The sequence below is a fragment of the Mesobacillus harenae genome (assembly GCF_013343715.1).
GTDB lineage: Bacteria > Bacillota > Bacilli > Bacillales > Cytobacillaceae > Mesobacillus_A > Mesobacillus_A harenae.
Genome location: NZ_JABUNR010000014.1, coordinates 103,250 through 130,047 on the forward strand (window position 1 = coordinate 103,250; position 26,798 = coordinate 130,047).

At 41.7% G+C, this 26,798-nt stretch carries 24 protein-coding genes and 1 pseudogene; 22 read left to right on the forward strand and 3 right to left on the reverse strand.

The window, feature by feature from the left end; genetic code table 11:
* Positions 1 to 21 precede the first annotated feature (21 nt).
* The 12 genes from HRJ06_RS17205 (at position 22) to HRJ06_RS17260 (ending at position 14,047) form a co-directional block, all read left to right on the forward strand.
* Positions 22 to 1,017: a thiamine pyrophosphate-dependent dehydrogenase E1 component subunit alpha gene (locus HRJ06_RS17205; RefSeq protein WP_174734197.1), complete on the forward strand. Its 996-nt coding sequence runs from the start codon at positions 22 to 24 to the stop codon at positions 1,015 to 1,017.
* A 12-nt stretch (positions 1,018 to 1,029) separates the two neighbouring features.
* Complete coding sequence (locus HRJ06_RS17210; RefSeq protein ID WP_174734198.1) at positions 1,030 to 2,013, forward strand: alpha-ketoacid dehydrogenase subunit beta; 984 nt, start codon at positions 1,030 to 1,032, stop codon at positions 2,011 to 2,013.
* A gap of 38 nt (positions 2,014 to 2,051) precedes the next feature.
* Complete coding sequence (locus HRJ06_RS17215; protein WP_174734199.1) at positions 2,052 to 3,374, forward strand: dihydrolipoamide acetyltransferase family protein; 1,323 nt, start codon at positions 2,052 to 2,054, stop codon at positions 3,372 to 3,374.
* 267 nt (positions 3,375 to 3,641) lie between these two features.
* Positions 3,642 to 5,615 (forward strand): methylmalonyl-CoA mutase family protein, encoded by a 1,974-nt coding sequence (locus HRJ06_RS17220; protein WP_174734200.1) that lies wholly within the window; start codon positions 3,642 to 3,644, stop codon positions 5,613 to 5,615.
* On the forward strand, positions 5,599 to 7,794 hold the full coding sequence (gene scpA / locus HRJ06_RS17225; RefSeq protein WP_174734201.1) for a methylmalonyl-CoA mutase: 2,196 nt from the start codon (positions 5,599 to 5,601) through the stop codon (positions 7,792 to 7,794). Before HRJ06_RS17220 ends, scpA begins: the two co-directional genes overlap by 17 nt.
* Entirely contained in the window at positions 7,795 to 8,919 is a 1,125-nt protein-coding gene (gene meaB, locus HRJ06_RS17230; RefSeq protein WP_174734202.1) for a methylmalonyl Co-A mutase-associated GTPase MeaB, read from the forward strand.
* Between the two features lie 228 nt (positions 8,920 to 9,147).
* Positions 9,148 to 9,585, forward strand: coding sequence for a BrxA/BrxB family bacilliredoxin (locus HRJ06_RS17235; protein ID WP_174734203.1), 438 nt, complete (start codon positions 9,148 to 9,150; stop codon positions 9,583 to 9,585).
* 494 nt (positions 9,586 to 10,079) lie between these two features.
* Positions 10,080 to 10,880 carry a transporter substrate-binding domain-containing protein gene (locus HRJ06_RS17240; protein WP_174734204.1) on the forward strand — a complete coding sequence of 267 codons (801 nt, stop codon included), beginning with the start codon at positions 10,080 to 10,082 and terminating at the stop codon, positions 10,878 to 10,880.
* 90 nt (positions 10,881 to 10,970) lie between these two features.
* Positions 10,971 to 11,630 carry an amino acid ABC transporter permease gene (locus HRJ06_RS17245; RefSeq protein ID WP_174734205.1) on the forward strand — a complete coding sequence of 220 codons (660 nt, stop codon included), beginning with the start codon at positions 10,971 to 10,973 and terminating at the stop codon, positions 11,628 to 11,630.
* Positions 11,623 to 12,345, forward strand: a complete 723-nt coding sequence (locus HRJ06_RS17250; protein ID WP_174734206.1) for an ATP-binding cassette domain-containing protein — start codon at positions 11,623 to 11,625, stop codon at positions 12,343 to 12,345. Before HRJ06_RS17245 ends, HRJ06_RS17250 begins: the two co-directional genes overlap by 8 nt.
* Before the next feature lie 131 nt (positions 12,346 to 12,476).
* On the forward strand, positions 12,477 to 13,463 hold the full coding sequence (locus tag HRJ06_RS17255; RefSeq protein ID WP_174734207.1) for an aromatic acid exporter family protein: 987 nt from the start codon (positions 12,477 to 12,479) through the stop codon (positions 13,461 to 13,463).
* A gap of 41 nt (positions 13,464 to 13,504) precedes the next feature.
* Entirely contained in the window at positions 13,505 to 14,047 is a 543-nt protein-coding gene (locus HRJ06_RS17260; RefSeq protein WP_174734208.1) for a L,D-transpeptidase, read from the forward strand.
* A gap of 321 nt (positions 14,048 to 14,368) precedes the next feature.
* Here HRJ06_RS17260 and prli42 read toward each other — a convergent pair whose 3' ends face one another.
* Entirely contained in the window at positions 14,369 to 14,464 is a 96-nt protein-coding gene (gene prli42 / locus HRJ06_RS23520) for a stressosome-associated protein Prli42 (protein ID WP_174734209.1), read from the reverse strand.
* 154 nt (positions 14,465 to 14,618) lie between these two features.
* Here prli42 and mce point away from each other — a divergent pair, with 154 nt between their 5' ends.
* The 7 genes from mce to gndA all read left to right on the forward strand — a co-directional run bounded on the left by mce (position 14,619) and on the right by gndA (position 22,275).
* The gene (mce, locus tag HRJ06_RS17270; RefSeq protein ID WP_174734210.1) at positions 14,619 to 15,023 is read left to right on the forward strand and encodes a methylmalonyl-CoA epimerase; all 405 of its coding nucleotides are present in this window, start codon (positions 14,619 to 14,621) and stop codon (positions 15,021 to 15,023) included.
* A gap of 8 nt (positions 15,024 to 15,031) precedes the next feature.
* On the forward strand, positions 15,032 to 16,582 hold the full coding sequence (locus HRJ06_RS17275; protein WP_174734211.1) for an acyl-CoA carboxylase subunit beta: 1,551 nt from the start codon (positions 15,032 to 15,034) through the stop codon (positions 16,580 to 16,582).
* Between the two features lie 80 nt (positions 16,583 to 16,662).
* On the forward strand, positions 16,663 to 17,784 hold the full coding sequence (locus HRJ06_RS17280) for a tripeptidase T (protein ID WP_174734212.1): 1,122 nt from the start codon (positions 16,663 to 16,665) through the stop codon (positions 17,782 to 17,784).
* Positions 17,785 to 18,005: 221 nt separating this feature from the next.
* Entirely contained in the window at positions 18,006 to 18,476 is a 471-nt protein-coding gene (locus tag HRJ06_RS17285) for a chemotaxis protein CheW (protein WP_174734213.1), read from the forward strand.
* Between the two features lie 99 nt (positions 18,477 to 18,575).
* Positions 18,576 to 19,238 (forward strand): FMN-dependent NADH-azoreductase, encoded by a 663-nt coding sequence (locus HRJ06_RS17290; protein ID WP_174734214.1) that lies wholly within the window; start codon positions 18,576 to 18,578, stop codon positions 19,236 to 19,238.
* Between the two features lie 190 nt (positions 19,239 to 19,428).
* Positions 19,429 to 20,715, forward strand: coding sequence for a DNA polymerase IV (locus HRJ06_RS17295; protein ID WP_174734215.1), 1,287 nt, complete (start codon positions 19,429 to 19,431; stop codon positions 20,713 to 20,715).
* 144 nt (positions 20,716 to 20,859) lie between these two features.
* Positions 20,860 to 22,275, forward strand: coding sequence for an NADP-dependent phosphogluconate dehydrogenase (gene gndA / locus HRJ06_RS17300; RefSeq protein ID WP_174734216.1), 1,416 nt, complete (start codon positions 20,860 to 20,862; stop codon positions 22,273 to 22,275).
* A gap of 174 nt (positions 22,276 to 22,449) precedes the next feature.
* Here gndA and HRJ06_RS23330 read toward each other — a convergent pair.
* Both HRJ06_RS23330 and zwf read right to left on the reverse strand, forming a co-directional pair.
* Positions 22,450 to 22,743 (reverse strand): annotated as a pseudogene (locus HRJ06_RS23330) (cyclase family protein); the annotation flags it as partial.
* 10 nt (positions 22,744 to 22,753) lie between these two features.
* On the reverse strand, positions 22,754 to 24,253 hold the full coding sequence (gene zwf, locus HRJ06_RS17305) for a glucose-6-phosphate dehydrogenase (protein ID WP_174734217.1): 1,500 nt from the start codon (positions 24,251 to 24,253) through the stop codon (positions 22,754 to 22,756).
* A gap of 313 nt (positions 24,254 to 24,566) precedes the next feature.
* Here zwf and rnz point away from each other — a divergent pair, with 313 nt between their 5' ends.
* The 3 genes from rnz to HRJ06_RS17320 all read left to right on the forward strand — a co-directional run bounded on the left by rnz (position 24,567) and on the right by HRJ06_RS17320 (position 26,712).
* Complete coding sequence (gene rnz / locus HRJ06_RS17310; protein WP_174734218.1) at positions 24,567 to 25,502, forward strand: ribonuclease Z; 936 nt, start codon at positions 24,567 to 24,569, stop codon at positions 25,500 to 25,502.
* Positions 25,499 to 26,047: a histidine phosphatase family protein gene (locus HRJ06_RS17315; protein ID WP_174734219.1), complete on the forward strand. Its 549-nt coding sequence runs from the start codon at positions 25,499 to 25,501 to the stop codon at positions 26,045 to 26,047. Before rnz ends, HRJ06_RS17315 begins: the two co-directional genes overlap by 4 nt.
* A gap of 371 nt (positions 26,048 to 26,418) precedes the next feature.
* Positions 26,419 to 26,712: a hypothetical protein gene (locus HRJ06_RS17320; protein WP_174734220.1), complete on the forward strand. Its 294-nt coding sequence runs from the start codon at positions 26,419 to 26,421 to the stop codon at positions 26,710 to 26,712.
* Positions 26,713 to 26,798: the final 86 nt, after the last annotated feature.

The window sequence follows — 26,798 nt, forward strand, 5'->3', positions numbered from 1 at the left end:
GAACACTGGGAGGTATAATGTATGGCTGAAAATCGTCATCAGGCACTTGGATTAAGTGATATCCAGGTTTTAGATATGTATGAAACAATGCTGTTAGCCCGCCGTATTGATGAGCGGATGTGGCTGTTAAATAGAGCTGGGAAAATCCCGTTTGTAATATCATGTCAGGGGCAGGAGGCTGCACAGGTTGGAGCAGCCTTTGGACTTGATCGCGAAAAGGATTACGTATTGCCTTATTATCGTGATATGGGGGTTGTCCTGACATTTGGAATGACGACTAAGGAATTAATGTTGTCAGGTTTTGCAAAAGCTGAAGACCCTAATTCCGGAGGAAGGCAAATGCCTGGGCACTTTGGTCAGAAACGGAACCGAATTGTAACAGGATCTTCACCTGTTACCACACAGGTTCCTCATGCAGTTGGGATCGCATTAGCAGGCCGTATGGAAGGCAAAGATCTGGTAACATTTGTAACGTTTGGTGAAGGGTCATCCAATCAGGGGGATTTCCATGAAGGTGCTAACTTTGCGGGCGTTCATAAACTGCCAGTTATATTCATGTGTGAAAATAATAAGTATGCCATTTCTGTCCCGATTGAAAAGCAGCTGGCTTGTGAAAATGTATCAGACCGGGCTATTGGTTACGGAATGCCTGGGTATACCATCGACGGAAACGATCCGCTGGAGGTCTACAAGGCTGTAAAAGAAGCCGCCGAGCGGGCAAGGCGCGGAGAAGGCCCTACCCTTATAGAAACAATATCCTATCGTTTAACACCCCACTCCTCCGATGATGATGACCGAACCTACCGTGAAGCGGACGAAGTAGCTGCTGCGAAAGCGAAGGATCCGATTATTACGTTTGGAGCTTATTTGAAAGAAGCCAATATTCTTGATGAGGCCAAAGCAAAGGAAATAAACGAACGAGTAATGAAGCTTGTTAACGAAGCCACTGACTATGCAGAAAGTGCACCATATGCTGATGCGGAAAGTGCGTTGAAATATGTTTATGCGGAAAAGTAAGGGGGATCAATCATGGCAGTAATTTCATATATAGATGCGGTGACAATGGCAATCCGTGAAGAAATGGAAAAGAACCCAAAGGTTTTTGTTCTAGGAGAGGACGTCGGTAGGAAAGGCGGCGTATTCAAAGCCACCCATGGGCTCTACGATAAATTTGGTGAAGATAGAGTCATCGACACTCCGCTGGCTGAATCGGCAATTGCCGGTGTAGGAATTGGAGCAGCAATGTATGGGATGAGGCCGATAGCTGAAATGCAATTTGCTGATTTTATCATGCCAGCTGTTAACCAAATTATCTCTGAGGCTGCAAAAATACGCTATCGTTCAAACAATGATTGGAGCTGCCCAATTGTCATAAGAGCTCCATATGGCGGTGGCGTACATGGTGCCCTCTATCATTCCCAATCTGTTGAGGCTGTTTTTGCAAACCAGCCAGGCTTAAAGATTGTGATGCCATCCACTCCCTATGATGTTAAAGGTTTATTGAAAGCTGCCATTAGGGATGAGGACCCTGTCTTATTTTTTGAACATAAACGTGCTTACCGGTTAATTAAAGGTGAGGTCCCAGACGATGATTATGTTCTGCCAATCGGCAAAGCAGATGTTAAACGTGAGGGTGAGGATATTACTGTAATTACCTACGGCCTATGTGTCCACTTTGCGCTACAAGCAGCGGAGAGATTAGCCAAGGATGGAGTCTCGGTTCATATACTCGACTTGAGAACGGTTTATCCACTCGATCAGGAGGCAATCATTGAGGCCGCGTCAAAGACGGGCAAAGTGCTCCTTCTTACCGAGGATAACAAGGAAGGGAGCATAATGAGTGAAGTTTCCGCCATCATTGCTGAGAACTGCTTATTTGAGCTAGATGCACCAATCAGGCGCTTAGCTGGTCCTGATGTACCTGCTATGCCTTATGCGCCTACAATGGAAAAATTCTTTATGGTCAATCCTGATAAAGTGGAAAAAGCAATGAGAGAACTGGCTGAATACTAATTTTATGCTAAACAGACGTTCAAGAGGAGGTTTATCCATTGGCATCAGAAGATATTAAAATGCCCCAGCTTGGTGAGAGTGTGACTGAAGGAACCATCAGTAAATGGCTTGTATCAGTTGGAGATAAAGTTAATAAATATGACCCTTTAGCTGAGGTTATGACAGATAAAGTGAACGCAGAAGTTCCATCTTCTTTTACAGGAGTTATTAAAGAGCTTATTGCGGAGGAAGGCCAGACTTTATTAGTTGGTGAAGTGATCTGTACGATTGAGATGGAAGGCGTTGCTGCAGAAGAAGGGAATACCGAACCCGCAAATGACATAACTGGGAGTAATAAGCTCAGTCAAAACGAAACGGCCTCCCAAACTCAAAATGATATAAATAAAGCGCGGTTTTCTCCTGCAGTACTTAAGTTATCACAGGAGCATGGAATTGACTTAACACAGGTTAATGGCAGCGGGGCGGGCGGTAGAATTACTCGTAAAGATCTGCTCAAGCTAATTGAGTCAGGAAATATACCTAATCCAAAGGACACTAGTAGAATTAACCAATCAGCTGCTGTTGAACCAGCCGCTGAAAAGACTGCTGCGCCTGCGGTCCAACCAGTCACCGAGCCACAGTCTAAATCTGCTTCTAAGGCAGCTGTCACGTCTGCACCTGGGGATATCGAAATACCTGTAACAGGAATACGTAAAGCAATTGCTGCCAATATGCTGCGGAGCAAACAAGAGGCGCCACATGCCTGGACTATGGTTGAGGTCGATGTTACTAGCCTAGTAGAGTACCGAAACGGGGTTAAGGATGAATTTAAGAAGAAAGAAGGATTTAATTTAACCTTCTTTGCCTTCTTTGTTAAAGCAGTTTCACAGGCGCTTAAAGAATTCCCTGAAGTAAATTCGATGTGGGCAGACGACAAAATTATCCAGAAGAGGGATATTAATATTTCTATCGCTGTTGCCACGGACGATGCACTTTATGTTCCAGTCATCAGGCAAGCGGACGAGAAAACAATAAAAGGGATTGCCCGCGAAATTTCAGAGCTTGCTGGGAAGGTCCGTTCTGGGAAACTCCGGTCTGAAGATATGCAGGGAGGAACTTTCACTGTCAATAACACGGGTTCTTTTGGCTCGGTCCAATCCATGGGAATTATTAATTACCCTCAGGCAGCTATTTTACAGGTAGAATCGATTGTAAAACGCCCTGTAGTTATGGCCAACAATATGATCGCCGTGAGAGACATGGTAAACCTTTGTCTGTCTCTTGACCACCGCGTACTTGACGGCCTTGTTTGTGGCAGATTCCTCCAGCGTGTGAAGGAAATTTTAGAATCGACGTCTAAGGAGCATACTTCTATTTATTAAAAGCTGTTATAGGGCATTTTAACTTAAATCCAATTATTTATGCTCGTTAAAGATCCGCTGCTGATACCTGCAGCGGATTTTCATTTAGTAAGCGGCGTTTAGATGAGGCAAAATAAATTGCCCGCAAATCCTGAAGTCGATCCGGCTAGGACTGTAATTGCGTGTTTACCGTATGTGTACTAAAATATAGAGGAATATATAATTTTGAATATTACTTCAATTAAACTTGGAAGGGAGGGAAGCTGTCGCTCCATAAGGCAGCTAAATATGAGCATTGAGCAAATAAAACAGGCTGATTTTAAGGAAAAATCTTTAAAAGCATGGGCGGAAAAAGCTGAGGAATCTCTAAAAGGAAAATCAATTGAGACATTATCGACTTATACATATGAAAGTATTAAGTTGAAACCGCTTTATACCAAGGAGGACGTTGACTCAAAAGAGCTGACCGAATTTCCTGGAGTTCCTGATTTTCGGCGGGGAATATCCAGCTTAGGACATACAGGAAAAGGCTGGGAAATAGCCCAGACTCTCTCTTTTAACAGTATAGAAGAGCTAAACACTAAGCTAGAAACTGCTATTCAACGGGGTCAAACAGCTGTTAGTTTCCCGGTGGGCGGGGAGTTGTTTTCTGATATATCCGGTCTTAAGGAACTAATAAAAACAATTGGCACAAATCACTTGTTTAGTCTTAATGCAGGAGAGTACCTTAAGCCGTTTTTGGCCGTATTAATTAGTGCCCTAAAGGAAAGCGAAATAGACGGATCTGCAACAGGCTTTATTGCTGCAGATCCGATTGCACAAGCTACAGAATCGGGATTTTTCCCAGCAGATGAGGAAACCTTTATGGGTGAATGGGAAGAAACAGTTAGAACCGCAGTAAGATCCTTTCCTGAACTTCGGACTGTTCTTATTAATGCCGCACCTTACCACAACTCGGGCGCAAGTGCTGATCAGGAACTGGGAATCGCTATTGCCTCCGGTGTACAATATTTACACTATTTGATCGAACAGGGCTGGGAAGTTGATAAAGCTTTAAATCTCTTTATTTTTCATTTTCCTGTCGGATCCCAGTTCTTTATGGAGACGGCAAAACTCAGAGCCGCCCGCCTCCTTTGGGATAAAGTTGGAGAATCTTATAACGGTAAGGAACAAGCAAGGAAAATGCATATTTCGGCAGAGACGTCTTTTTTTACTAAAACCGTTTATGACCCGTATGTAAATATGCTCAGGACTGGTAACGAAGCATTTGCGGCCGTTCTAGGCGGAGTTCAGTATTTAAAAACTTCCCCGTTTAACGAAGCCTATGAAGAACCAACCTTCTTTTCTGAGCGTGTTGCAAGAAACACACAGCTTCTCTTAAGAGAGGAGGCAGGTCTGAAACATGTCGCTGATCCGGCAGGGGGCTCCTGGTATGTGGAAACGCTTACGAGGGAACTAGCTCAGAAAGGCTGGGATTTCTTTCTTGAAATTGAGGAAGAGGGCGGACTTATTGCTGCATTAAAATCAGGCTGGCTTCAATCTCGAATTCAAACTGTTATGGATAAGAGAAAACAAGATATCTCAACAAGAAAACGGAGTATTATAGGCACCAACGTCTATGCAAACCTGGATGAAGAAATAAAGCAGGCAACAAGCAGTGAAAAAAAATCCCACTATTGCAGTGACAGCTTAACGACTTTAATTCAACTCTGCGGAAAGAACCAGAGTTTAGAGGATCGGCTTAGAACAACTGAGAGTGGAGATAAGATCGTTGCTCTGCAACAGGATAGGCTGGCGGCTCCTTATGAACGTTTGCGAGTTAAGGCAGGCAGGCTGTCAGATGTTGATGGAAGAAGGCCATCAATAGGTCTTATATGTATAGGGGAGCTAAAGCGCCATAAACCTAGAGCTGATTTCATTACTGGTTTTATGTCTGCAGGTGGAATAAAGACCATGAAAAGTACCTCGATTGTTACTAAGAAAGATGCTTTAGCGTTTATTGACGAGAATCCTTCAAAATACTTTTGTCTTTGCGGGGATAATGAACAATATGAAGAGCAAGGGATTGAGATTGTAAGAGAATTAAATAAAAAGCATCCTGAAATTCAAATTTATGTCGCCGGACTGCCACCGGAAAATGATCGCAGTAAATGGGCAAACACACAGGTAAGAAACTTTATTCATGTTAAAAGCAATTGTTTAGAAGTTCTTTCAGCATTATTAGATGAAATGGAGGTGAGCAGCCGTGAGGGAAAAGCCTGATTTTCGTAAAATTGAGCTGTTTGAACAGCGGGAACATCAAACAGAGGAAGAATGGGAACAGAAGGCTCAGGAAGCAGCCGGCCGCTCCATTGACAGTCTCTTATATGAAACAAATGAAACCATTAAATTAAAGCCAGTGTATACTAGGCGTGATCTAAAAGGAATGGACCATCTAGATGATAAACCAGGACTACCTCCATATACACGGGGGCCTTATCCAACGATGTATGTTAATCGCCCATGGACAGTTCGGCAATACGCTGGATTTTCAACTGCAGAAGAGAGTAATGCTTTTTATCGCCGTAATCTGGCAATGGGCCAAAAAGGGCTTTCAGTAGCTTTTGATTTAGCGACGCACCGAGGCTATGACTCAGATCACCCTCGCGTCATGGGTGATGTAGGAAAAGCGGGTGTGGCAATCGATTCAATCTTGGATATGAAGGTATTATTTGATGGCATACCTCTTGATCAGATGTCTGTTTCCATGACAATGAATGGGGCTGTTTTACCGATAATGGCTTTCTACATTGTGACTGCTGAAGAGCAGGGTGTCAGCCAGGAGAAATTAGCGGGGACTATTCAAAATGATATTTTAAAAGAGTATATGGTTCGAAATACATATATTTATCCCCCTGACATGTCAATGAAAATCATTGCTGATATTTTTGAGTATACGTCCACATATATGCCTAGATTTAACAGCATCAGTATTTCAGGTTATCATATGCAAGAGGCTGGTGCACCCGCGGATATCGAATTGGCTTATACTCTTGCTGATGGACTGGAATATGTCCGTACAGGGCTAAAGGCTGGAATCGACATTGACTCCTTTGCACCGAGGCTGTCTTTTTTCTGGGCTATAGGGATGAATTATTTTATGGAAGTTGCCAAAATGCGGGCGGCACGGCTGATTTGGGCAAAGATGATGAAGTCCTTCAATCCTGAGAATCCAAAGTCCATGGCGCTCCGTACCCATAGCCAAACCTCCGGCTGGAGTCTGACTGAGCAGGATCCCTATAACAATGTGACAAGAACTCTTATTGAGGCTCATGCAGCAGCTATGGGGCATACGCAGTCGCTTCATACAAATGCTTTGGACGAGGCGATTGCATTGCCGACAGACTTCTCAGCTCGAATTGCACGTAACACACAGCTTTTCCTTCAGGAAGAAACAGGGATTACCAATGTTATTGATCCTTGGGGGGGCAGCTATTATGTGGAATCACTAACCACCGAGCTTGTTAACCGAGCCTGGGAACATATTGAGGAAATTGAAAATCTTGGCGGCATGGCTAAAGCCATTGAAACTGGCCTTCCAAAAATGAAGATTGAGGAGGCAGCAGCTAAGAAACAGGCACAAATCGACTCAGGTAAAGAGGCGATTATTGGAGTAAATCAGTATAGGCTGGACCAAGAGGAACCACTTGATATATTAGATATTGATAATTCCGCTGTCCGAAAAAAGCAAATTGAACGGCTTGAACAGCTAAAATCAACTCGTGACTCTAAACAAGCGGAAGCAGCATTAGAAGCATTGACAGCTGCTGCAGAGTCAGGGAATGGTAACCTGCTGGAACTTGCTGTTCAGGCAGCTCGTGCAAGGGCGACTCTCGGAGAGATCTCTTTTGCTATTGAAAAAGTTGCAAACCGGCACAAAGCGGTTATCCGTTCTGTCAGTGGCGTTTATAGCAGTGCATTCTCTAATGAAGAAGAAATTAGCCGGGTTAAAAACATGGCTGAGGAGTTTTCAGAAAATGAGGGCCGGCGTCCACGAATTTTAATTGCGAAGATGGGACAGGATGGACATGACAGAGGAGCAAAAGTTATTTCTACAGCCTTTGCTGATCTAGGCTTTGACGTGGATATTGGCCCTTTATTCCAAACACCTGAAGAAACGGCGATACAGGCTGCCGAAAATGATGTTCACGTAATTGGGATGAGCTCACTAGCTGCAGGCCATAAAACGCTTCTTCCACAGCTTGCAGAAGAACTGAAAAAAATCAGGAGAGAGGATATTCTGATTGTGGTTGGCGGAGTTATTCCAGCTCAGGATTATTCCTTCTTGCTCGAAAATGGAGCCACGGCAATCTTTGGGCCTGGTACCGTCATACCCGTTGCTGCCCAGCGAGTTATAGAAGCTATTTATAAACAGCTCGGTTATGAGGAAGTGGTTGAGTAAATGACAGACGAAAAAAGGCCAGAATGGTTCGAAGAAGCAAGCTCTGACCAGTTTACAAGTTTCGTTAAGAAAGGCATAGAAAATCATCAAAATAAAAAAAATAATAACCCTGCACTTCGCTTTAAGAAGAAAAAAAATATAGAGCTAACTATTGAGGAACTGGCAGAAGGAGTTCAGTCTGGCAGCAGAACCATTTTAGCAAAGGCGATTACATTAATAGAAAGTAATGCTGAGCACCACTTTAAAAAAGCTCAAGAGCTCCTTCAGCTTCTTTTGCCAAAAAGCGGGGGGGCTCTTAGAATAGGTATTACGGGAGTACCGGGAGCCGGAAAAAGTACCTTTATAGAAGCGTTTGGAACTTTCCTATGTAAAGCCGGTCATAGGGTTGCAGTTTTGGCGGTTGATCCAAGCTCAAGTATTAGCGGAGGCAGTATCTTAGGCGATAAGACACGAATGGAACAGCTCGCTGGCAACCCTAAAGCTTTTATCCGGCCGTCCCCTTCCGGAGGTAAGTTAGGAGGGGTTCACCGTAAAACAAGGGAAACTATGCTTTTGTGTGAGGCAGCCGGGTTTGATGTGATCCTTGTTGAAACAGTCGGTGTCGGGCAAAGCGAAGTAATAGTCAGGGATATGGTTGATTTCTTTATGCTTCTCGTCCTCACCGGCGCTGGGGATGAGCTTCAAGGCATGAAAAAAGGGATCATGGAACTGGCTGATGCTGTAATCGTCAATAAGGCAGATGGCTTAAATAAAGATGCAGCTGAAAAAACTAGACATGAGTTAAACCGGATCCTCCATTTTTTACAGCCGGCAACTAGAGGATGGGCAACGCGAGCTTACACATGTTCTTCAATAAATTTTGATTCAATGCCTAAAATTTGGGGCCTGCTTTCAGACTTTAAAGAGGAAACAACTAAAACGGGTGTTTTTAAGGAACGGCGTCGAATGCAGTCTAAAGAATGGATCAATTCAATGATAACAGATCAGCTCCAAATGAGTTTTTTTCATAATCCTGAAGTTAAAAGGCTGCTCCCCATGATTGAAAATGAAGTTTTATCTGGGACCAGACCAGTTGCATCAGGAGTTGATGAGCTCTTTAATGTTTTCTTAAAATCAAACAAGTAGAGCTGGCATAAAGGAGCTTTAATTTGAGGCAGAAAAAAGGAGCAGCGGATATCCGCTGCTCATCATCTAGGGAGTTTAGGGGTATGGATCTAGCTGTGTTCATACTTTACCCACGCGTCAGAAAATTAAACTTTTTATTGAAAAAAATTTGTTTAATTGAAAAACACTGCGTTAACTTGGTATCATAGGGGTGTAGGATAGATTTAAACTCAGCAGAGGAGCGATTCGATGAATGTCGATTTTAATTTATTTATGAACGATGTAGTTAGTCAGGCTCGCCAGGAAATTGAGGCAGCAGGCTATAATCAACTAACTACTGCCGAAGATGTAGAGAAGACCTTGGAATCAGAAGGAACTACACTTGTTATGATTAACTCGGTATGCGGCTGTGCCGGAGGAATTGCCCGTCCAGCAGCGGCTCATGCACTTCACTACGATAAAAGGCCGGATAACCTTGTAACTGTTTTTGCCGGACAAGACAAAGAAGCAACTGAAAAAGCCCGCAGCTATTTTACAGGTTTCCCGCCATCTTCACCATCCTTTGCTTTATTAAAAGACGGAAAGCTTTGTACTATGGTTGAACGGCATGAAATTGAGGGCCATGATCCTATGGCGGTAGTATTAAAACTTCAAGATGCCTTTGATAAGTATTGTGAAGAAATATAATTGACTAAGAATCCCGGGAAACCGGGATTTTTTTGTTATTCAAATTTTACAATTAAAATAAACGTGTTTCGTTTTCTGATCAAGCTCACCGCCAGGGACTAATATGCCTAAAGCATCGATCATTTCCGCTTTTCATGTTGGCTTCAGCCCTTACGTTGCATATCGGACGCCTAACATCTTTGTTATTATAATCATTCACTAGTATGGATAATAAGAATCTTAGAACGGTTCAAATCTCATCAAGTCCTTTAAGCTAGCATTGCTTTACGGATAAGATCTTCGAAGCTGTGAACAAAACCGTTGGGATTATATAACTTAAAAAAATTATTGTATTTATATAAATATGTTATTGCATAAATATAAAAACGTGTTAAAATTCATTTTAGTGAATAATTATTAGTAGAAATTCCACTTGAAAAAATGTTGGATTTACCTAATAATATACTTTATATTCAATAAAATAATAATTTTCTAAAATTATAGGAGGAAAACAAATGAAAAAGTTATTTTCTTTTATGTTAACGGGGGTTCTGCTTGCCGGAATACTAGCAGCTTGCGGATCTAGTGAAAATTCTTCTGAAGGAACGGGTGAACAAGCAGGAGACGCGACAGAAACTAAGGTACTTACAATGGGAACGTCTGCAGATTATCCTCCATTTGAATTCGTAGATACAACCAAGGGTGATGAAATTATCGGTTTTGATATCGACCTGGCCAACGCCATTGCTGATGAGTTAGGTTATGAAATTGAAATTAAGGACATGGACTTTAACGGACTGATCCCTGCCATCCAGGCTGATCAGGTTGATTTTGTTCTTGCTGGAATGACCCCAACAGCTGAACGTAAGGAAAGCGTTGATTTTAGTGATATCTATTACACTGCAAACCACATGATTGTTTCAAAGAAGGATAGCGGTATTGAAACGGTTGAAGATCTGGAGGGGAAGACAGTTGGTGTTCAGCTGACTTCTATCCAGGAAGAAAAGGCAAATGAATTTGCGGAAGAAATGGATATCAAAATTGAAACTCGCAATCGTATCTCTGAGCTAGTTCAGGAGCTAAAAACAGGGCGTATTGACGCAGCGATCATTGAAGATATCGTAGCAGAAGGATATTTTGATAATAATCCTGACTTAGGAGGCTTTACTCTTCCTGACGAAGAAGAAGCTGGTTCGGCAATTGCTTTTCCTAAAGACAGTGAGCTGACAGAGGAATTCAATACTGTTTTAAATGGATTGCTAGAAAGCGGCAAGGTTGATGAATTGATTCTTAAGTGGTTTGGCGGAGAAGAATAAGCAGAGGAATACATCTATGCTGCGTTCAGGAGGTAATACCTTCTGAACGTTTTTTTCCTTATTGATTTTCATAGAAAGGTTGGGCTTGAAATGAATTTGGATTTTACATCAATCCTTCCCTCCCTGCCGTATATTTTGAAGGGAATAGGAATTACCTTGCAGATCGTCCTGCTCGCAGGGCTGCTCGGTTTTGCACTGGGAATTATTATAGCTTTATTTAAAATTAGTTCTGTCAAGCTGTTAAAATGGTTTTCAGATGCTTATACATCAATATTTCGCGGCACCCCCCTTATCCTTCAGCTTGCGCTGATTTACTATGGATCGCCGCAAATTTTCGGGTTTCAAATTGAACCTTTTGCAGCTGCTGTTTTGTCTTTTTCCCTAAATTCTGGAGCGTACATTTCTGAAATCATCAGGGCGGGAATCCTTGCTGTAGATAAAGGGCAGCGCGAAGCCGCAATGGCACTGGGAATCCCGTACAAACGCATGATGTGGGATATTATTTTACCGCAGGCGATGAAAAATATTTTGCCAGCACTTATGAACGAATTTATTACCTTGACGAAAGAATCAGCAATAGTTTCAACTATTGCCATCACAGATATTATGAGGAGAGCCTACATTGTTGGGGGCCATCAATACCGGTTTTTTGAGCCGCTTATATTTGCCGGTTTAATTTACTATGTTCTCGTCATGACTCTAACCCTTATCGGTAAGGCAGTGGAAAGGAGAATGAGACGAAGTGATTAACGTAGAAGACTTGCATAAAAGCTTCGGTAAATTAGAAGTTTTAAAAGGAATCACAACCTCCATTGAGGAAGGGGAAGTTGTGGCTATTATTGGTCCTTCAGGTTCAGGGAAATCAACCTTTCTGCGTTGCCTTAACTTGCTTGAGATTCCCACGAGCGGTAAAATATGGATAAACAATCAAGAGGTAACTGACAAAAAGACTAATATAATGAAAATCCGTCAAGATGTAGGAATGGTTTTTCAACACTTTCATTTATTCCCCCACAAGACAGCTTTGGAAAACCTAACTTATGCTCCAATGAAGGTTAGAGGCATGTCCAAACAAGAAGCAGACAAATTGGGGCAGGAGCTTCTTGAAAAGGTAGGTCTTGCAAATAAAGCAAGTGAATATCCAACTAGACTATCAGGAGGGCAAAAGCAGCGTGTTGCAATCGCTCGAGCTCTTGCAATGAACCCAGAAGTGATGCTCTTTGATGAGCCGACATCTGCCCTTGATCCTGAAATGGTTAAGGAAGTTCTTGAAGTAATGAAGTCTTTGGCTCATACCGGAATGACAATGGCAATCGTTACTCATGAAATGGGATTTGCTAGGGAAGTTGCTGACAGAGTGCTTTTCCTTGATGGAGGAGTCCTTGTAGAAGATGCGCCGCCAGCTGAGTTCTTCACTAATCCTAAGAGCGGCCGTGCAAAGGAATTCCTCGAAAAAATGCTGTAGGCATTTGTTTTAGTCTCGTATAACTTTTTGCTAAAATGGAAAGATGATCAAAATGATCATCTTTTTTAATTTGTTAAAATTTAATTAATCACTAGTTAATAAGTATCGCTTTTAAGCAGGGAGATTAGATAATGAAGTTTCGGATAGGCTACCGCACAATTAAAACAGCTTTAGGAACCGCCTTGGCGATCATGATTGCGCAATACCTAGGGTTTGAAAATTACTTATCAGCAGGTATTCTCACGATTTTATGTATACAAGTGACAAAGAAAAGATCATTGCAGGCATCATGGGACCGTTTTGTTGCATGCTTGATTGCCATGGCTTTTTCATCGTTCTTTTTTGAAGGAATCTCTTATCACCCGCTAGTGATTGGTTTAATGCTGCTGCTGTTTATTCCAACAGTGGTTTTGGCTAAAGCCAGGGGAGGCATCGTATCAAGCAGTGTCATTATCTTACATATTTATGCGGCAGGAGAGGTAACTTTACCGCTTTTGTTGAATGAGCTGGGGATCATTACTATCGGGATCGGGGTAGCTTTGCTTATGAATCTCTATATGCCAAGTGTCGATAAAAGGCTCGAGCATTATCAGCTGGGTATCGAGGAGAATTTTAAAGTCATTTTTCAGGAGATTGCTCGTTACTTGAGGGGATACGATAGCACCTGGAGCGGAAAAGAACTGCCTGAAACAGCCAAGCTGATTGATGAGGCGCAAACGATTGCCTTCCAGGACGTAGAAAACCATTTTCTTCGCCATGAAAATCCTTATTATCACTATTTCAAAATGCGTGAGAAACAATTTGAGATAATTGAACATGTTCTTCCAACGGTAACCTCCATTACACTGACCGTTGAACAGGGACAAATGGTGGGGAGTTTTGTTGATAAGCTGGCTGACAACATTCACCCTGGGAACACAGCCCTCAAATACTTAGAACAGTTAATGAAAATGAGAGCGGAGTTTGAAAATATGCCGCTTCCAGATTCGAGGGAGGAATTTGAAGCAAGAGCCGCATTATTGCACTTTGTAAGAGAGATAGAGCGATATTTAGTGCTGAAAAGCTCCTTTAAAGGATTAAAAAAGGCTAGGAATAAAGTGGGAATAGCTAAGTCCTAAGCTGGGCAAGATTATAGGAATACGGTTAAAGGAGTGTTACTATGCTAAGCTTCCTCTCGGCACTGCTCTTTTCCTTAACGGTAATTTCACCAATTTGGCCTCTGGGCCCAAATCCAATTTCAGGAGATCCATTTGTTATTGTAAATAAAGAAACCAATGAGGTTGCACTAATTCGGGAAAATAGAGTACAGACAGTAGTAAGCGCCGCAACAGGGAAAACCGAAGAACTGACTCCTGAGGGCTTATTTACAGTAACAGTCAAGGCTAAAAACCCTTATTATCGCAAAAGGGATATTCCTGGCGGAGACGAAAATAACCCGCTTGGGACCCGATGGATCGGTTTTGATGCAAAAGATACAGATGGCCGAACTTATGGCCTGCACGGAACAAATGACCCTAATTCTATTGGGAAGTACGTTTCTCTTGGCTGTATAAGACTGCAAAATGAAGCAATCGTTTCTTTATTTGATTACATTCCAGTTGGGACTAAAGTTCTCGTTACCAGATCATCAAAAAGTTTTGAACAGCTCGGTAGCGAATATGGAGCAATTGATGAAGGGGTTTTTATACGGGGAGAAGGATAACCTGTTTTAAACAAAAAGGACTGTTCAGATTGCCTGAACAAGTCCTTTTATTTTTTTTGGCTCTGTTAAAGAACATTGTTGATTTTTTTAGCAGTGTTGATTGCAATGAAGGCGATCAACTCCTCGAAAATAGGATTTTCCCGTGAGTGGGCTTACTCGAGGAAGCCTTTCAGTGTCCTGCGGGTGAGCGGTAAAGCGGAGACCCCCTCAGGGTGCTTTAGCACCGACTGCCCCGCGGAAAGCGAGCGCCTAGAACGTAAATCAACAGCCAAGTTTAACAGAGCCTATTTTTTAAGCTTTATAGGCTTGTCAAGATTAATCCTACAAAAATGTTGAAAGCCCAAACAGGAGGGTTGATGCAAGCATTGTAAATAGCATTAAGTAAACAACAAATTTCCTGACTTTTTGACTGCGCAAAGGATATTCCCCCTTCTACGTTACATTCAATCTATTTACTATTTTACATTGTAAGGATAAATAGGACAACTACCAGATTTAAGAAGGATTTAGACTTTTAAAATAGAATATTATAGGGATTGATATACTCGATTAATATACAAGGAGGGTTACAATGATAAAAAAGGTTGACCACATTGGTATCGCAGTAAAGTCCATTGAGCAAGCCCTTCCATTTTATACGGAAGTGCTTAAACTGCACCTGCTTGGAATGGAAGAAGTTGAAAGCCAAAAAGTAAAAGTTGCTTTTCTAAAGGCTGGGGAAACCAAACTTGAGCTCCTTGAGCCTACTGATGATAGCAGCCCTATTTTCAAATTTATTGAAAAAAGAGGAGAAGGCATTCATCATGTTGCACTAGGCGTCGACTCTATTCAGGCGAGAATAGATGAAATCAAAGAAAAAGGAATACAAATGATTAATCATGAACCGAAACCGGGTGCGGGAAATGCCTTAGTCGCATTTATGCATCCGAAGTCAACTGGCTCAGTATTATTTGAACTTTGTGAAAAGAAGGGATGAAGAAATAAATGACTGACATCTATGAAAAAATTAATGATCTCTATGACCGTCGTCGCGAGATAGAACTTGGCGGGGGAGATGAAAGAATTGACAAACAGCATGAAAAAGGGAAATTGACGGCTCGTGAAAGAATTGACTTGCTAGTTGATCAAGGAACATTTGTGGAACTAAACCCGTTCATTGAACATCGCTCAACAGATTTTGGCCTTGAAAACCAAAAAGGGCCCGGAGATGGAGTTGTTACAGGCTACGGGAAGGTGAATGGCCGGCCAATCTATTTGTTTTCACAGGATTTCACCGTCTTTGGAGGCGCTTTGGGAGAAATGCATGCTCAAAAAATCGCCAATGTTATGGACCTTGCTGCTAAAAACGGAGCTCCATTTATAGGGCTTAATGATTCGGGTGGTGCAAGAATTCAAGAGGGTGTCGTATCACTTGATGGATACGGGCAAATTTTCTATCGAAATGCGATTTTCTCCGGGGTCATTCCGCAGATTTCCGTTATCATGGGACCATGTGCAGGAGGAGCTGTATACTCTCCAGCCATTACAGACTTTGTTTTCATGGTTGAAAAAACGAGTCAAATGTTCATTACAGGTCCCAAGGTTATTGAAACAGTTACTGGTGAAAAAATTTCAGCAGAGGATCTTGGAGGAGCAAGGGTACATAATTCAATTAGCGGAAATGCCCATTTTCAAAATGAAACAGAAGAAGAAACCTTACTGGCAGTAAGGAATCTTTTAAGTTATTTACCGCAAAATTATGAAGAAAAGCCACCTAGACTTGAAGCAGATGCTGAGGATGATTATCGCCCTGACCTAACCGATTTAATTCCTTTTGATGCAATTAGGCCGTATGATGTTCGGACTGTAATTGAACAGGTTGTTGATAATGACTCTTTCTTGGAGGTACAGAAGGATTTTGCGAGAAATATCGTTATAGGTTTGGCGAGAATTAAGGGAGAGACAGTCGGTCTTGTCTGTAATCAGCCGAAAGTTATGGCAGGCGGGCTTGATATTGATTCCTCTGATAAGGCATCTAGATTTATCCGTTTTTGTGACTCATTTAATATCCCGATTATCACCTTTGAAGATGTAACTGGATTTTTCCCTGGGATCAAGCAGGAACATGGAGGCATTATCCGCCATGGAGCCAAGATTCTTTATGCCTATTCTGAAGCAACAGTTCCTAAGCTTACTGTTATTCTAAGAAAAGCATACGGTGGAGCCTATGTAGCTCTAAATAGTAAGTCGATTGGGGCAGACCTTGTTTTTGCCTGGCCGAATGCTGAAATAGCTGTTATGGGCCCACAGGGAGCAGCTAATATAATATTTGCACGAGAAATTCAGAACAGCGAAAACCCTGAAGCTACACGTGAAGCAAAGATTAATGAATACAGAGAAAAGTTTGCAAACCCTTATGTCGCGGCAAGCAGGGGCATGGTGGATGATGTCATTGACCCGCGTGACACAAGAATTAAGCTAATACAGGCTCTGGAAATGCTAAGAACAAAGAAAGAAACACGCCCGGGCAAAAAGCATGGAAACATCCCCTTGTAAGTAAGATTGTGTATCATTTGTAGATCAATTAGAACTACAGGTATACTGTAAAAGTAGATACATAACTTGGAGGTTCTTTTATGATTAATAATCAGCGTTTACTGGACGAGTTTCTAGAACTAGTCCAAATCGATTCCGAAACTAAATTTGAAGCTGAAATTGCGAAGGTTCTTAAACAAAAATTCAGCGACTTAGGTGTTGAAGTGTTTGAAGATGATACAACCGCGCAAACGGGGCATGGTGCAGGAAACTTAGTCTGTACTCTCCATGGTACAAAGGATGGGGTTGATCCCATCTATTTCACTTCACACATGGATACTGTGGTACCGGCAAATGGTGTAAAGCCTTCTATAAAAGACGGTTATGTTATAACAGATGGAACAACGATTTTAGGTGCAGACGACAAAGCAGGACTAGCCGTCATGCTCGAGACAGTTCGGGTTTTAAAAGAACAAAAGACTCCGCACGGCACGATTCAATTTATTATAACTGTTGGAGAAGAGTCCGGTTTGGTAGGTGCAAAGGTTCTTGATCCCTCTTTGGTTAAGGCAAAGTACGGCTATGCCCTCGACAGTGACGGCAAGGTAGGAAATATAATTGTCGCTGCTCCGACTCAGGCCAAAGTTGCAGCAGTCATTCACGGAAAAACGGCACATGCCGGAGTTGCTCCCGAAAAAGGAATTTCTGCTATTTCTATTGCGGCTAAAGCCGTTTCAAGGATGCCGCTTGGAAGGATTGATGAAGAAACTACTGCTAATATCGGGCGTTTCCATGGTGGGACGCAAACGAATATCGTTTGCGATCGTGTAGATATTTTAGCAGAAGCAAGATCTCTTATTCCTGAGAAAATGGAAAAGCAAGTTCAAAAAATGAAGGAAGCTTTCGAATCGGCTGCAAGGGATTTTGGCGGGAGTGCAGACGTTGAAGTGGACGTAATGTATCCAGGCTTCAAGTTCGGGGAAGGCGATCATGTAGTCGAGATAGCCCGGAAAGCTGCTGCGAAAATTGGCAGAAGCTGTGAACTGCTTCATAGTGGAGGCGGCAGCGATGCCAATGTCATTGCAGGCTTCGGAATTCCAACTGTCAATCTTGCTGTCGGTTATGAAGAGATTCATACAAAGAATGAACGTATGCCGATTGAAGAACTCGAGAAATTAGCTGAAATGGTTCTAGCAATCATTGATGAAGTATCAGGGCAGTAATAAAGAATAATATGGAGTCCCTATTTAATGGGACTCCTTTTTAAATGGTGTTTATTTTATCAAGTCAAAGTGCAAAATCAGCTGGGATAAAGTAAGCGGAAAACACGCTTGGATTAAAAAGAACTCTCAGAATGGCTGCGGCTCTGTAAAAAAGCTTCTACCTTTACTAGGAAACTAATGATATATTGTTGATAATACTTCTATGAAAAGGGGGGAACCCGTTGTCTGAGATACATAAAATGTTGGTTTTCCAGGCGGGACAAGAGGAATATGCATTCCGAGTACAGCATGTTATATCAATCGAAAAGGTTGAAGGAATTACGCCAACTCCTCATACGTCTGAGTATATAAAAGGGGTAGCTTCAGTAAGAGGAGAACTAATTCCTGTTATAGACTTGGAGATGTTTCTATATTCACAGCCTGTTTTAGAGGAAGGAACTAGGATGATTGTGCTGCAAACAGAAGAACTGGCGGTAGGGGTAATTGTAAGGGATGCTAAGGAAATAATTGATATCTTTGCTGCAGATATTAAGCAGCTAAGCATCGCTTCATTTACAAATACAGCATACTTAGCGGGTATTGCCAATCTGGACGGTCGTTTAATTACGATCGTAGACGCAGAAGCTTTTATACTTTCTCTTGATGGAATTAGGGATGTTAGAGAATATCTTCACAGCAAGGGTTCATACTGACATAAAATATTCATTATTTTCAAGGATTGTTCAATCATGAGCAATCCTTTTTTCTGTAAAATTAACTTATCTAAATTAACGCAAAAGGAATGTGAGCTCATGACTAAGTTGCTCTATATAACAGCCAATCCAAAAACAGATAGTAAGTTATCAAAAGGAATGCAGATTGCAGAAGTCTTTCTAGAATCGTTCAAACGTGAAGTACCAGAGGCGGAAATTATTCCGATGCATCTTTATGAAATGGATATTCCCCAAATCGATATGGACTTGTTATATGGGCGTGCAAAGCTCTCCTTTATGGGGTATGAATTTGAACAGTTAAGCACAGAGGAACAAAGAAGAATATCCGCAATGCATGCATTGGCTGATAAATTTATTGCTGCAGATTATTATTTATTTGTAACTCCGTTGTGGAATTTAGGTTCACCCGCAATTTTAAAAGCGCTTTTAGATAATTTATTTATTACAAATAAGACCTTTACAAATACAGAACAAGGCCCTAAAGGGTTGCTTACAAATAGAAAAGCAATTCATATACAAACAAGAGGAGGAGTTTATTCCAATGGTCCTATGGCTGAATTTGAATTTGGTGACCGTTTTTTAACAAAGGCATTAAGCTTCCTGGGGTTAGAAGTCATGGATTCAATCATCGCTGAAGGAATGGACCACCATCCAAAACTTGCACCTGACATTATGGCGAAAGCAAAAAAGCGCGCTGCTGCAGCTGCAAAAGAAATGGCTGCTGATAAGATTACCAGTTAATCCATCAAAAGTCCGGGCTTCCTGGACTTTTTTGTTGTTAAGGAATCTATAAAAGTTCCGGATTGTGGAAATTTTTTTATAAGGGACTTTTTATCCCTGCCCTTGCTCCGATTCGGTTTTGCTTTTACTTTAGTAAAAGTATGTCTGTTTTGATACAATAGAAGGGAACGTATATTTGGGAAGTGTCAATATGAAGGAAATGTATCCGAAGAATGGACATGTAATTTTACATGTGGATATGAACAGTTTCTACGCTTCGGTTGAGATGGCGTATGATCCAGCCTTGAAAGGAAAGCCGCTTGCGATAGCAGGTAATCCGGAAGAAAGGCGTGGGATTATTGTAACTTGCAGCTATGAGGCGAGAAAATTCGGCGTCAAAACCACGATGCCTCTTTGGGAAGCGAAAAAACTGTGCCCCGACTTAATCATAATGAGACCAAACTTTGACCGTTACCGGACAGCTTCTTCTGTTATGTTTGATATACTGCGCCAATACTCTGAACTAGTAGAGCCGGTTTCTATTGATGAGGGATATGTAGATATAACAGACAGCTACCCTTATGGCAGTCCTATTGAGATCGCCAAGAGTGTGCAGGAGCGCATTCTTGATCAGCTGGATCTCCCCTGCAGTATTGGAGTAGCCCCAAATAAATTTCTTGCTAAAATGGCTTCAGACATGAAAAAACCGATGGGGATTACGATTCTAAGAAAGCGTGATGTTCCTATAGTTTTATGGCCGCTTGATGCAGAGGAGATGCATGGGGTAGGAAAGAAAACGGCTGAAAAACTGAATACAATTGGTATAAAGACGATAGGTGAGCTTGCCAACGCAGAAGAGATGCAATTAAAAGCTCTGCTTGGAATTAACGGGATTAGGCTAAAGGAACGCGCAAATGGAAATGATAAGCGGACAGTGGACCCTGATTCGGTTTACGATTTTAAAAGCATCGGGAATTCTACAACGCTGCCGAGAGATGTTTCTAATCAAAGGGAATTATATGAGATTATCGGCAAGCTTGCCGGGCAAGTAGCAGCGAGGATGCGAAGAAAAAAAGTGGTAGCCGCGAATATTGGGATAACGATTCGCTACAAAGACAGAAAAACGATTACCCGCAGCAAAAAGCTGTTAAACACTGTCAGGAATGAGAAAGAGATTAGTGTAGCTGCTAGAGAGCTCTTTGGTAAGCATTGGAACGGGGACTCGGTTCGCCTGCTAGGGGTAACAGCAACTGATTTATTGGTGGAGGACAGTGCAGTTAAACAGCTGGATCTCTTTTCTTACGAGGAAGATGCTAAAAAAGAACCACTACATAACACAATGTCTAAGCTGCGAGAGAAGTATGGCACTAATATAATTGAGTCCGCCGGAGGCTACCTAAATCAGCAAACAAAGCCAGGCAATGACACAAGCTTTAATAAGGACTTTCTCCACCAAAAAAAACAGAGGGATCATCTTGAGAAAAAACAAAAAGATTGATCACTTTTGTTTAATCTTTCTTAGATGGTTAAAAATAAGCTCGTTAGGATTGATTATTTGCATTTTTGCAAGGGAAATTGCTACATTATAGTGGGTTCTTTTAACTGACAACTACATACAACTGGTAAGAAGGGACGTTAAAATATGTCGAAACAAGAAATTGGTGTTATCGGGCTAGCAGTAATGGGGAAAAATCTGGCGCTTAACATGGAGAGCAAAGGATATACCGTTTCTGTTTACAATCGCTCAAGAGAAAAAACAGATGAGATGCTCGAGGAAGCAGCTGGAAAAAATATAACAGGTACATTTACAATCGAGGAATTTGTTGCTTCATTAGAAAAACCCCGAAAAATTATGCTGATGGTAAAAGCGGGGGGACCAACTGATGCAACCATTGAACAGCTAAAACCGCACCTTGATAAAGGGGATATCATCATTGATGGTGGAAATACATTCTTTGCGGATACTCAGCGCAGAAATAAAGAACTAAGTGAGCTGGGTCTTCATTTCATTGGAACAGGTGTTTCTGGAGGAGAAGAGGGAGCTTTAACAGGACCTTCTATCATGCCGGGCGGACAGAAAGAGGCTTATGATCTGGTTGCTCCTATTTTCAAAGATATTTCTGCTAAAGTTAATGGTGAACCATGTACCACCTACATTGGACCCGATGGAGCAGGGCATTATGTGAAAATGGTGCACAATGGTATAGAGTACGGTGATATGCAGCTTATCGCTGAATCCTATTTCTTATTAAAAAATGTCCTAGGTCTCAGTGCGGATGAACTTCACTCTGTTTTTGCTGAATGGAATAAAGGTGAGCTTGACAGCTATTTGATAGAAATTACAGCCGATATCTTCACGAAAAAGGATGAAGAAACAGGGAAGCCATTAGTTGATGTTATTCTCGATACGGCAGGCCAAAAAGGAACAGGAAAATGGACAAGCCAAAGTGCTTTAGACCTCGGCGTGCCTCTGCCAATTATTACAGAATCAGTGTTTGCTCGTTTCATTTCAGCCATGAAAGATGAACGAGTACAGGCGAGTAAACAACTAAGCGGGCCGGTCGAAAATGGCTTTAACGGAGACCGTGAATCATTTATTGAAGCTGTGCGCAAAGCACTTTATATGAGCAAAATTTGCTCCTATGCACAAGGATTTGCTCAGATGCGTGCTGCATCGGAAGAATATGACTGGGATCTACGTTATGGAGATATCGCGATGATTTTCCGTGGTGGATGCATTATCCGTGCTCAGTACCTGCAGCAAATTAAAGAAGCATATGATCGGGAGCCGGCATTAAAGAACCTGTTGCTTGATCCTTATTTTAAAGAGATTGTTGAAGGCTATCAGGGTGCCCTAAGAGAAATCATAGTGGCTGCGGTCCAAAATGGCATACCGGTCCCTTGCTTCTCTGCTGCTCTATCCTATTATGACAGCTACCGGACTGAAACGTTGCCTGCCAACCTGATTCAGGCGCAAAGAGATTATTTTGGGGCCCATACTTATCAGCGGATTGATAAGGAAGGTATCTTCCATACAGAATGGATGGACCAAGACTAGTATATGATGATCTTTCAATCAACAAAATGACAAAAAGTAACCCAGGCAAATTCTTGCCTGGGCTTTTTTGTCATGCACTCGACCAAAGGAGGGGATTTTATTAATGAATTTTTTTAATGAAAGTGTAATAAATGAACATTGCTACCGTACAACCGGCGCTTATGTTCCTTATAGTTACCACTTCACGGCAGGACTGGCATCTGTCCCGTGTAGCTTTAGCGGGGCTGCAACCTAAAATAGCTGCGGTGGCCATTTCTTTCAGCCTTAGTCCCTCCATAATAATAAGATCCTTAGACATTAAAGCACGATGCCGGGGTGGCCCTCACGTGCACGTTCGATACCTAGTGAATCGACGACTCTGCTAATTCCTATCTCCGCCAAATATTCAGCAGCATCCGAAGCTACAAAGATAAATTCAAGGTTAAACTCATTATCGAAGGAGTTTTTCGTTTTGAATAAATTAAAATCATGGTCGTTACTAGCATTGTTCTACATCGAGGTCAGATATTGGCCACCAATGGAACCCGTCCTTTTCGAGCAGCGTATCCGCTGCATCGGGACCCATCGAACCTGACACATAATTAGGAAAGCTTTGCTCCTTATCTTTTTCCCAGACTTCAGAAATGCTATCAACAAATGCCCATGAAAGAGCAACTTCATCCCAGTGTGTAAAGTTGGTGGCATCTCCCCGCAAGCAGTCAAAAAGAAGCTTCTCATAAGCCTCTGGGGTGTTAATGCCATTGACCCCTTTATTTGCATAGCTTAATTTAGTTGGAGTTGCTTCTGTTTGCTGCCCTGATTTTTTAGCGTTCAGGTGAAGGGTAATTCCTTCCTCCGGCTGAATGTGAATGACGAGCAAATTTGGACTTACTTTCTTTTCGGTCTCATAATATAGGTTCATGGGAATGTCTTTAAATTGAATAACGATTTTTGTTGATTTCTCCTGCATTCTTTTGCCGGTTCGAATGTAAAATGGTACTCCAGCCCAACGAAAGTTATCAATCATTAGCTTTCCTGCTACAAAGGTCTCTGTATTTGATTCAGGATCAACCATCGTTTCCTCACGATAACCCGGTAAATCAGTTTGATCAATTGTTCCTTTTCCGTATTGGCCACGAACAAAGTAATCTTTTAACTCTTCACCCTTAAAGTCTCTTAGTGCTCGAAGGACCCTAACCTTTTCAGAACGGATTTCCTCTGTGGTCAGTCTAATGGGAGGTTCCATGGCAAGAAGGGCGACCATTTGAAGCATATGGTTTTGAACCATATCTCTTAATGCCCCGCTTTTTTCATAATATCGCCCTCGTTCTTCGACACCCAGTGTTTCACTAGACGTTACCTGGATATTTGAGATATACCGATTGTTCCATAGTGGTTCATAAATAGCATTTGCAAAACGAATAACCTCTATATTCTGCACCATCTCTTTACCAAGATAATGATCTATCCGATAGATCTCTTCTTCTGCAAAAGCTGTTCGGATTTGATTGTTTAAATGCTGAGCGGATGACAGATCGTGTCCAAACGGTTTTTCAATTACAAGCCGTTTAAATCCGGAAACATCTGTTAAATGATCACTCTTTAAATGTTCGGCAATCGTCCCGAAAAATTCTGGTGCCATCGCAAGATAGAATATTCTGTTTTCGTTAAGGTGATATTGTGAATCCAATTGGGATGCAAGTTTTTTTAATGCCGCATACGAACTGGAGTCTGTTACATCATGAGAATGATAATGAAATCGAGAAACAAAGTCTTCCAGGTTTTCATCTGTTCCGTTTAGATCCTTGATGGAATCTTTAACATTTTCTCGAAATTCGTCAGAAGTTAGAGTTCTTCTGGCAATCCCGATCACAGCGAAGCTCCCAAGCTTGTCTTTTGTAAATAAATTATAGAGCGAGGGAAATAGCTTACGCTTTGCAAGGTCGCCAGTCGCTCCAAAGATCAAAACTAAAGCTGTTGGTTTGGTGTTTTGTGTCAATTGCTGAACCTCTTTTCAGTTAATAAATATGTAGTTTCAATTATTTAGAGTTCTATACAAATATTAAATATTTAGCGGTTAATAAGCAACTATTAAGGGTTCTATTGATAATTTCCCACCTTTAGACCGAACTATCCATATCTTTTACTATTTTATACTCCCAATGAAATCACCTTAGTTTACCCCTTAATTGCTTTAAGTTAGCAAAAAGACTTCAACTTCGTTAAAATAAAATAATTCAAACGTAACGATTATATACGGATTCCAATTGTCCTAATTCTTACGGTCGTCTTGTTATTAAGGAGGTTTTTTTATGGAAGTGTTTTTTCTAGGTACCGGAGCTGGAATACCTGCGAAGCTGCGGAATGTCACCTCAATAGCTCTCAAACTGCTTGAGGAGAGAAAAGCCATCTGGCTGTTCGATTGCGGTGAAGCCACCCAGCATCAAATCCTGCATACCAGCATTAAACCGCGACGAATTGAAAAAGTGTTTATCACTCACCTGCACGGGGACCATATTTATGGACTTCCTGGACTTCTTGCAAGCCGATCCTTTCAGGGAGGGGAATCCAAAGTCACAGTATATGGGCCAGCGGGAATTAAACAATTCATAGAAGTCAGCCTAAATGTTAGTCATACATACTTAAAATACCCTCTCGAAGTCATTGAAATTAATGAGGGAATTATTTTTGAGGATGATCAATTTTTAGTTGAGGCAAAACGGCTTGAACACGGAATCCTTTCTTACGGGTACCGAGTAGTAGAAAAAGACTTGCCGGGCGTGCTGCTTGCCGAAAAGCTACTTTCTGCAGGAGTAAAACCCGGACCGATTTATAAACAAATTAAAAACGGAGAAGCCGTTCGTCTTGAGGATGGAACAACCTTGAACCCTGACGAGTTTGTCGGTCCTGTTCAGCGTGGTAGAATTGTTACGATCCTTGGAGACACACGTGTCTGTGAAAATTCTATAAAGCTCGCTAAAAATGCAGATCTGCTCATTCATGAAGCTACCTTTTCAGCTGGAGAAGAAAGTCTTGCCAGGGACTACTACCACTCAACGACACAGCAGGCAGCCGAAGTTGCCAAGAAGGCAGGTGCCAAGAGGCTCTGTTTAACACATATAAGCTCACGATATGACAGGCAAGCCTGGGGGATCTTAACTGCCGAAGCCAGAAAAGTTTTCCCAAACACAGATGTAGCCCGCGATTTCTGGGAGGTGGCCATTAAAATAGGGGAGGGGTCTTCATGAAAACGATTTACTTAGTTCGTCATGCAAGTGCGGAAGGACAGCCATCTTCTGCGCCTCTAACGGAAAAAGGCAGAAGGCAGGCCAGGGCATTAATTGAATTCTTTGAGAATAAACCAGTAAAAAAAATATACTCTAGCCCTTTTAAACGTGCGGTTGATACAATAAAGCCGACGGCCGCAGCTAGAAATCTTGAAATCCTTGAAGATGATCGACTTGCAGAGAGGGTGCTTAGTTCTGTGAGCAGGGAGGACTGGCAGGAAAAGCTTCGACAAAGCTTTGAAGACTTTAGCCTTGAACTAGAGGGCGGAGAGTCGCATACCTCAGGGATGAGCAGAGCAGTTTCAATTCTAGAGGAAGTTCTATCCTCAGATGCTAGCCACATTATTCTCGTGAGCCATGGTAATTTAACGACACTGCTTTTACGTTATTTTAATGAAAATTTCGGATTTGAAAATCTTATGGATATGACCAACCCCGATGTTTATGAAGTAGTTGTGTCAGATGAACAAGCACTACTCAAACGAATATGGGATGACCGTATCTAAGGAATGCATGGTAGTAACCTTCAACCGAGACTATAGACAAATTCGATAAATATCGAGCTTGTCTATAGTCTTTTTCTTTTTCTCTGAAAATTGGCCTGTTGTTTTCAATTCCAGGCGCTTCGCTTTCTGAGAGCGGCTTGGAAAGCCACTGCATAAGCTGCTGGTTTATTCTTGCTCCCATAGGACATTTAATGAGCTATCAAGCTAAGAAACACCGCGTGATTCCGAGTGATTTCACAATATTTTATGGATTTAACCCTTATTTTGTTCATATATTTTACATATGGTTTACAGGCTTAGCAAACAGGGAAATTGTTAAGTGAATGAACCAATAGATTTATTTTACCTTAACAGAATTGAGGGGGACAGAAATGGAATTCTTATTGATGTTTAGCCTTCATTTTTTTATGATGGGTTCACTTGTTCTTTTGCTTAGTGGAATTATCACGTTTCTTTGGCCAAGGCTGAATTTTTTAATCATTATATCAATATTTGGTTTAACTGGATTTTTATATGCACTCTATTTTAATGTAATGGAACTGGCACTCTTTGCTGTATTTTTTAATATGCTTCTGTCACTCATTGCCGTTGGGCTAGTAAAGCTCGGATTTTATTTTAAAGGGGTTGCAGACAGCAGACTGGCGATGAAAAAGGGACTGGAGTAAAGACTCCAGCCCTTTTTTATATCGTTTTTAGGAACAACTACGTTTAAATTGTTCCTAGTCGTCCGCTTTTATTATGCTGGTCGGGG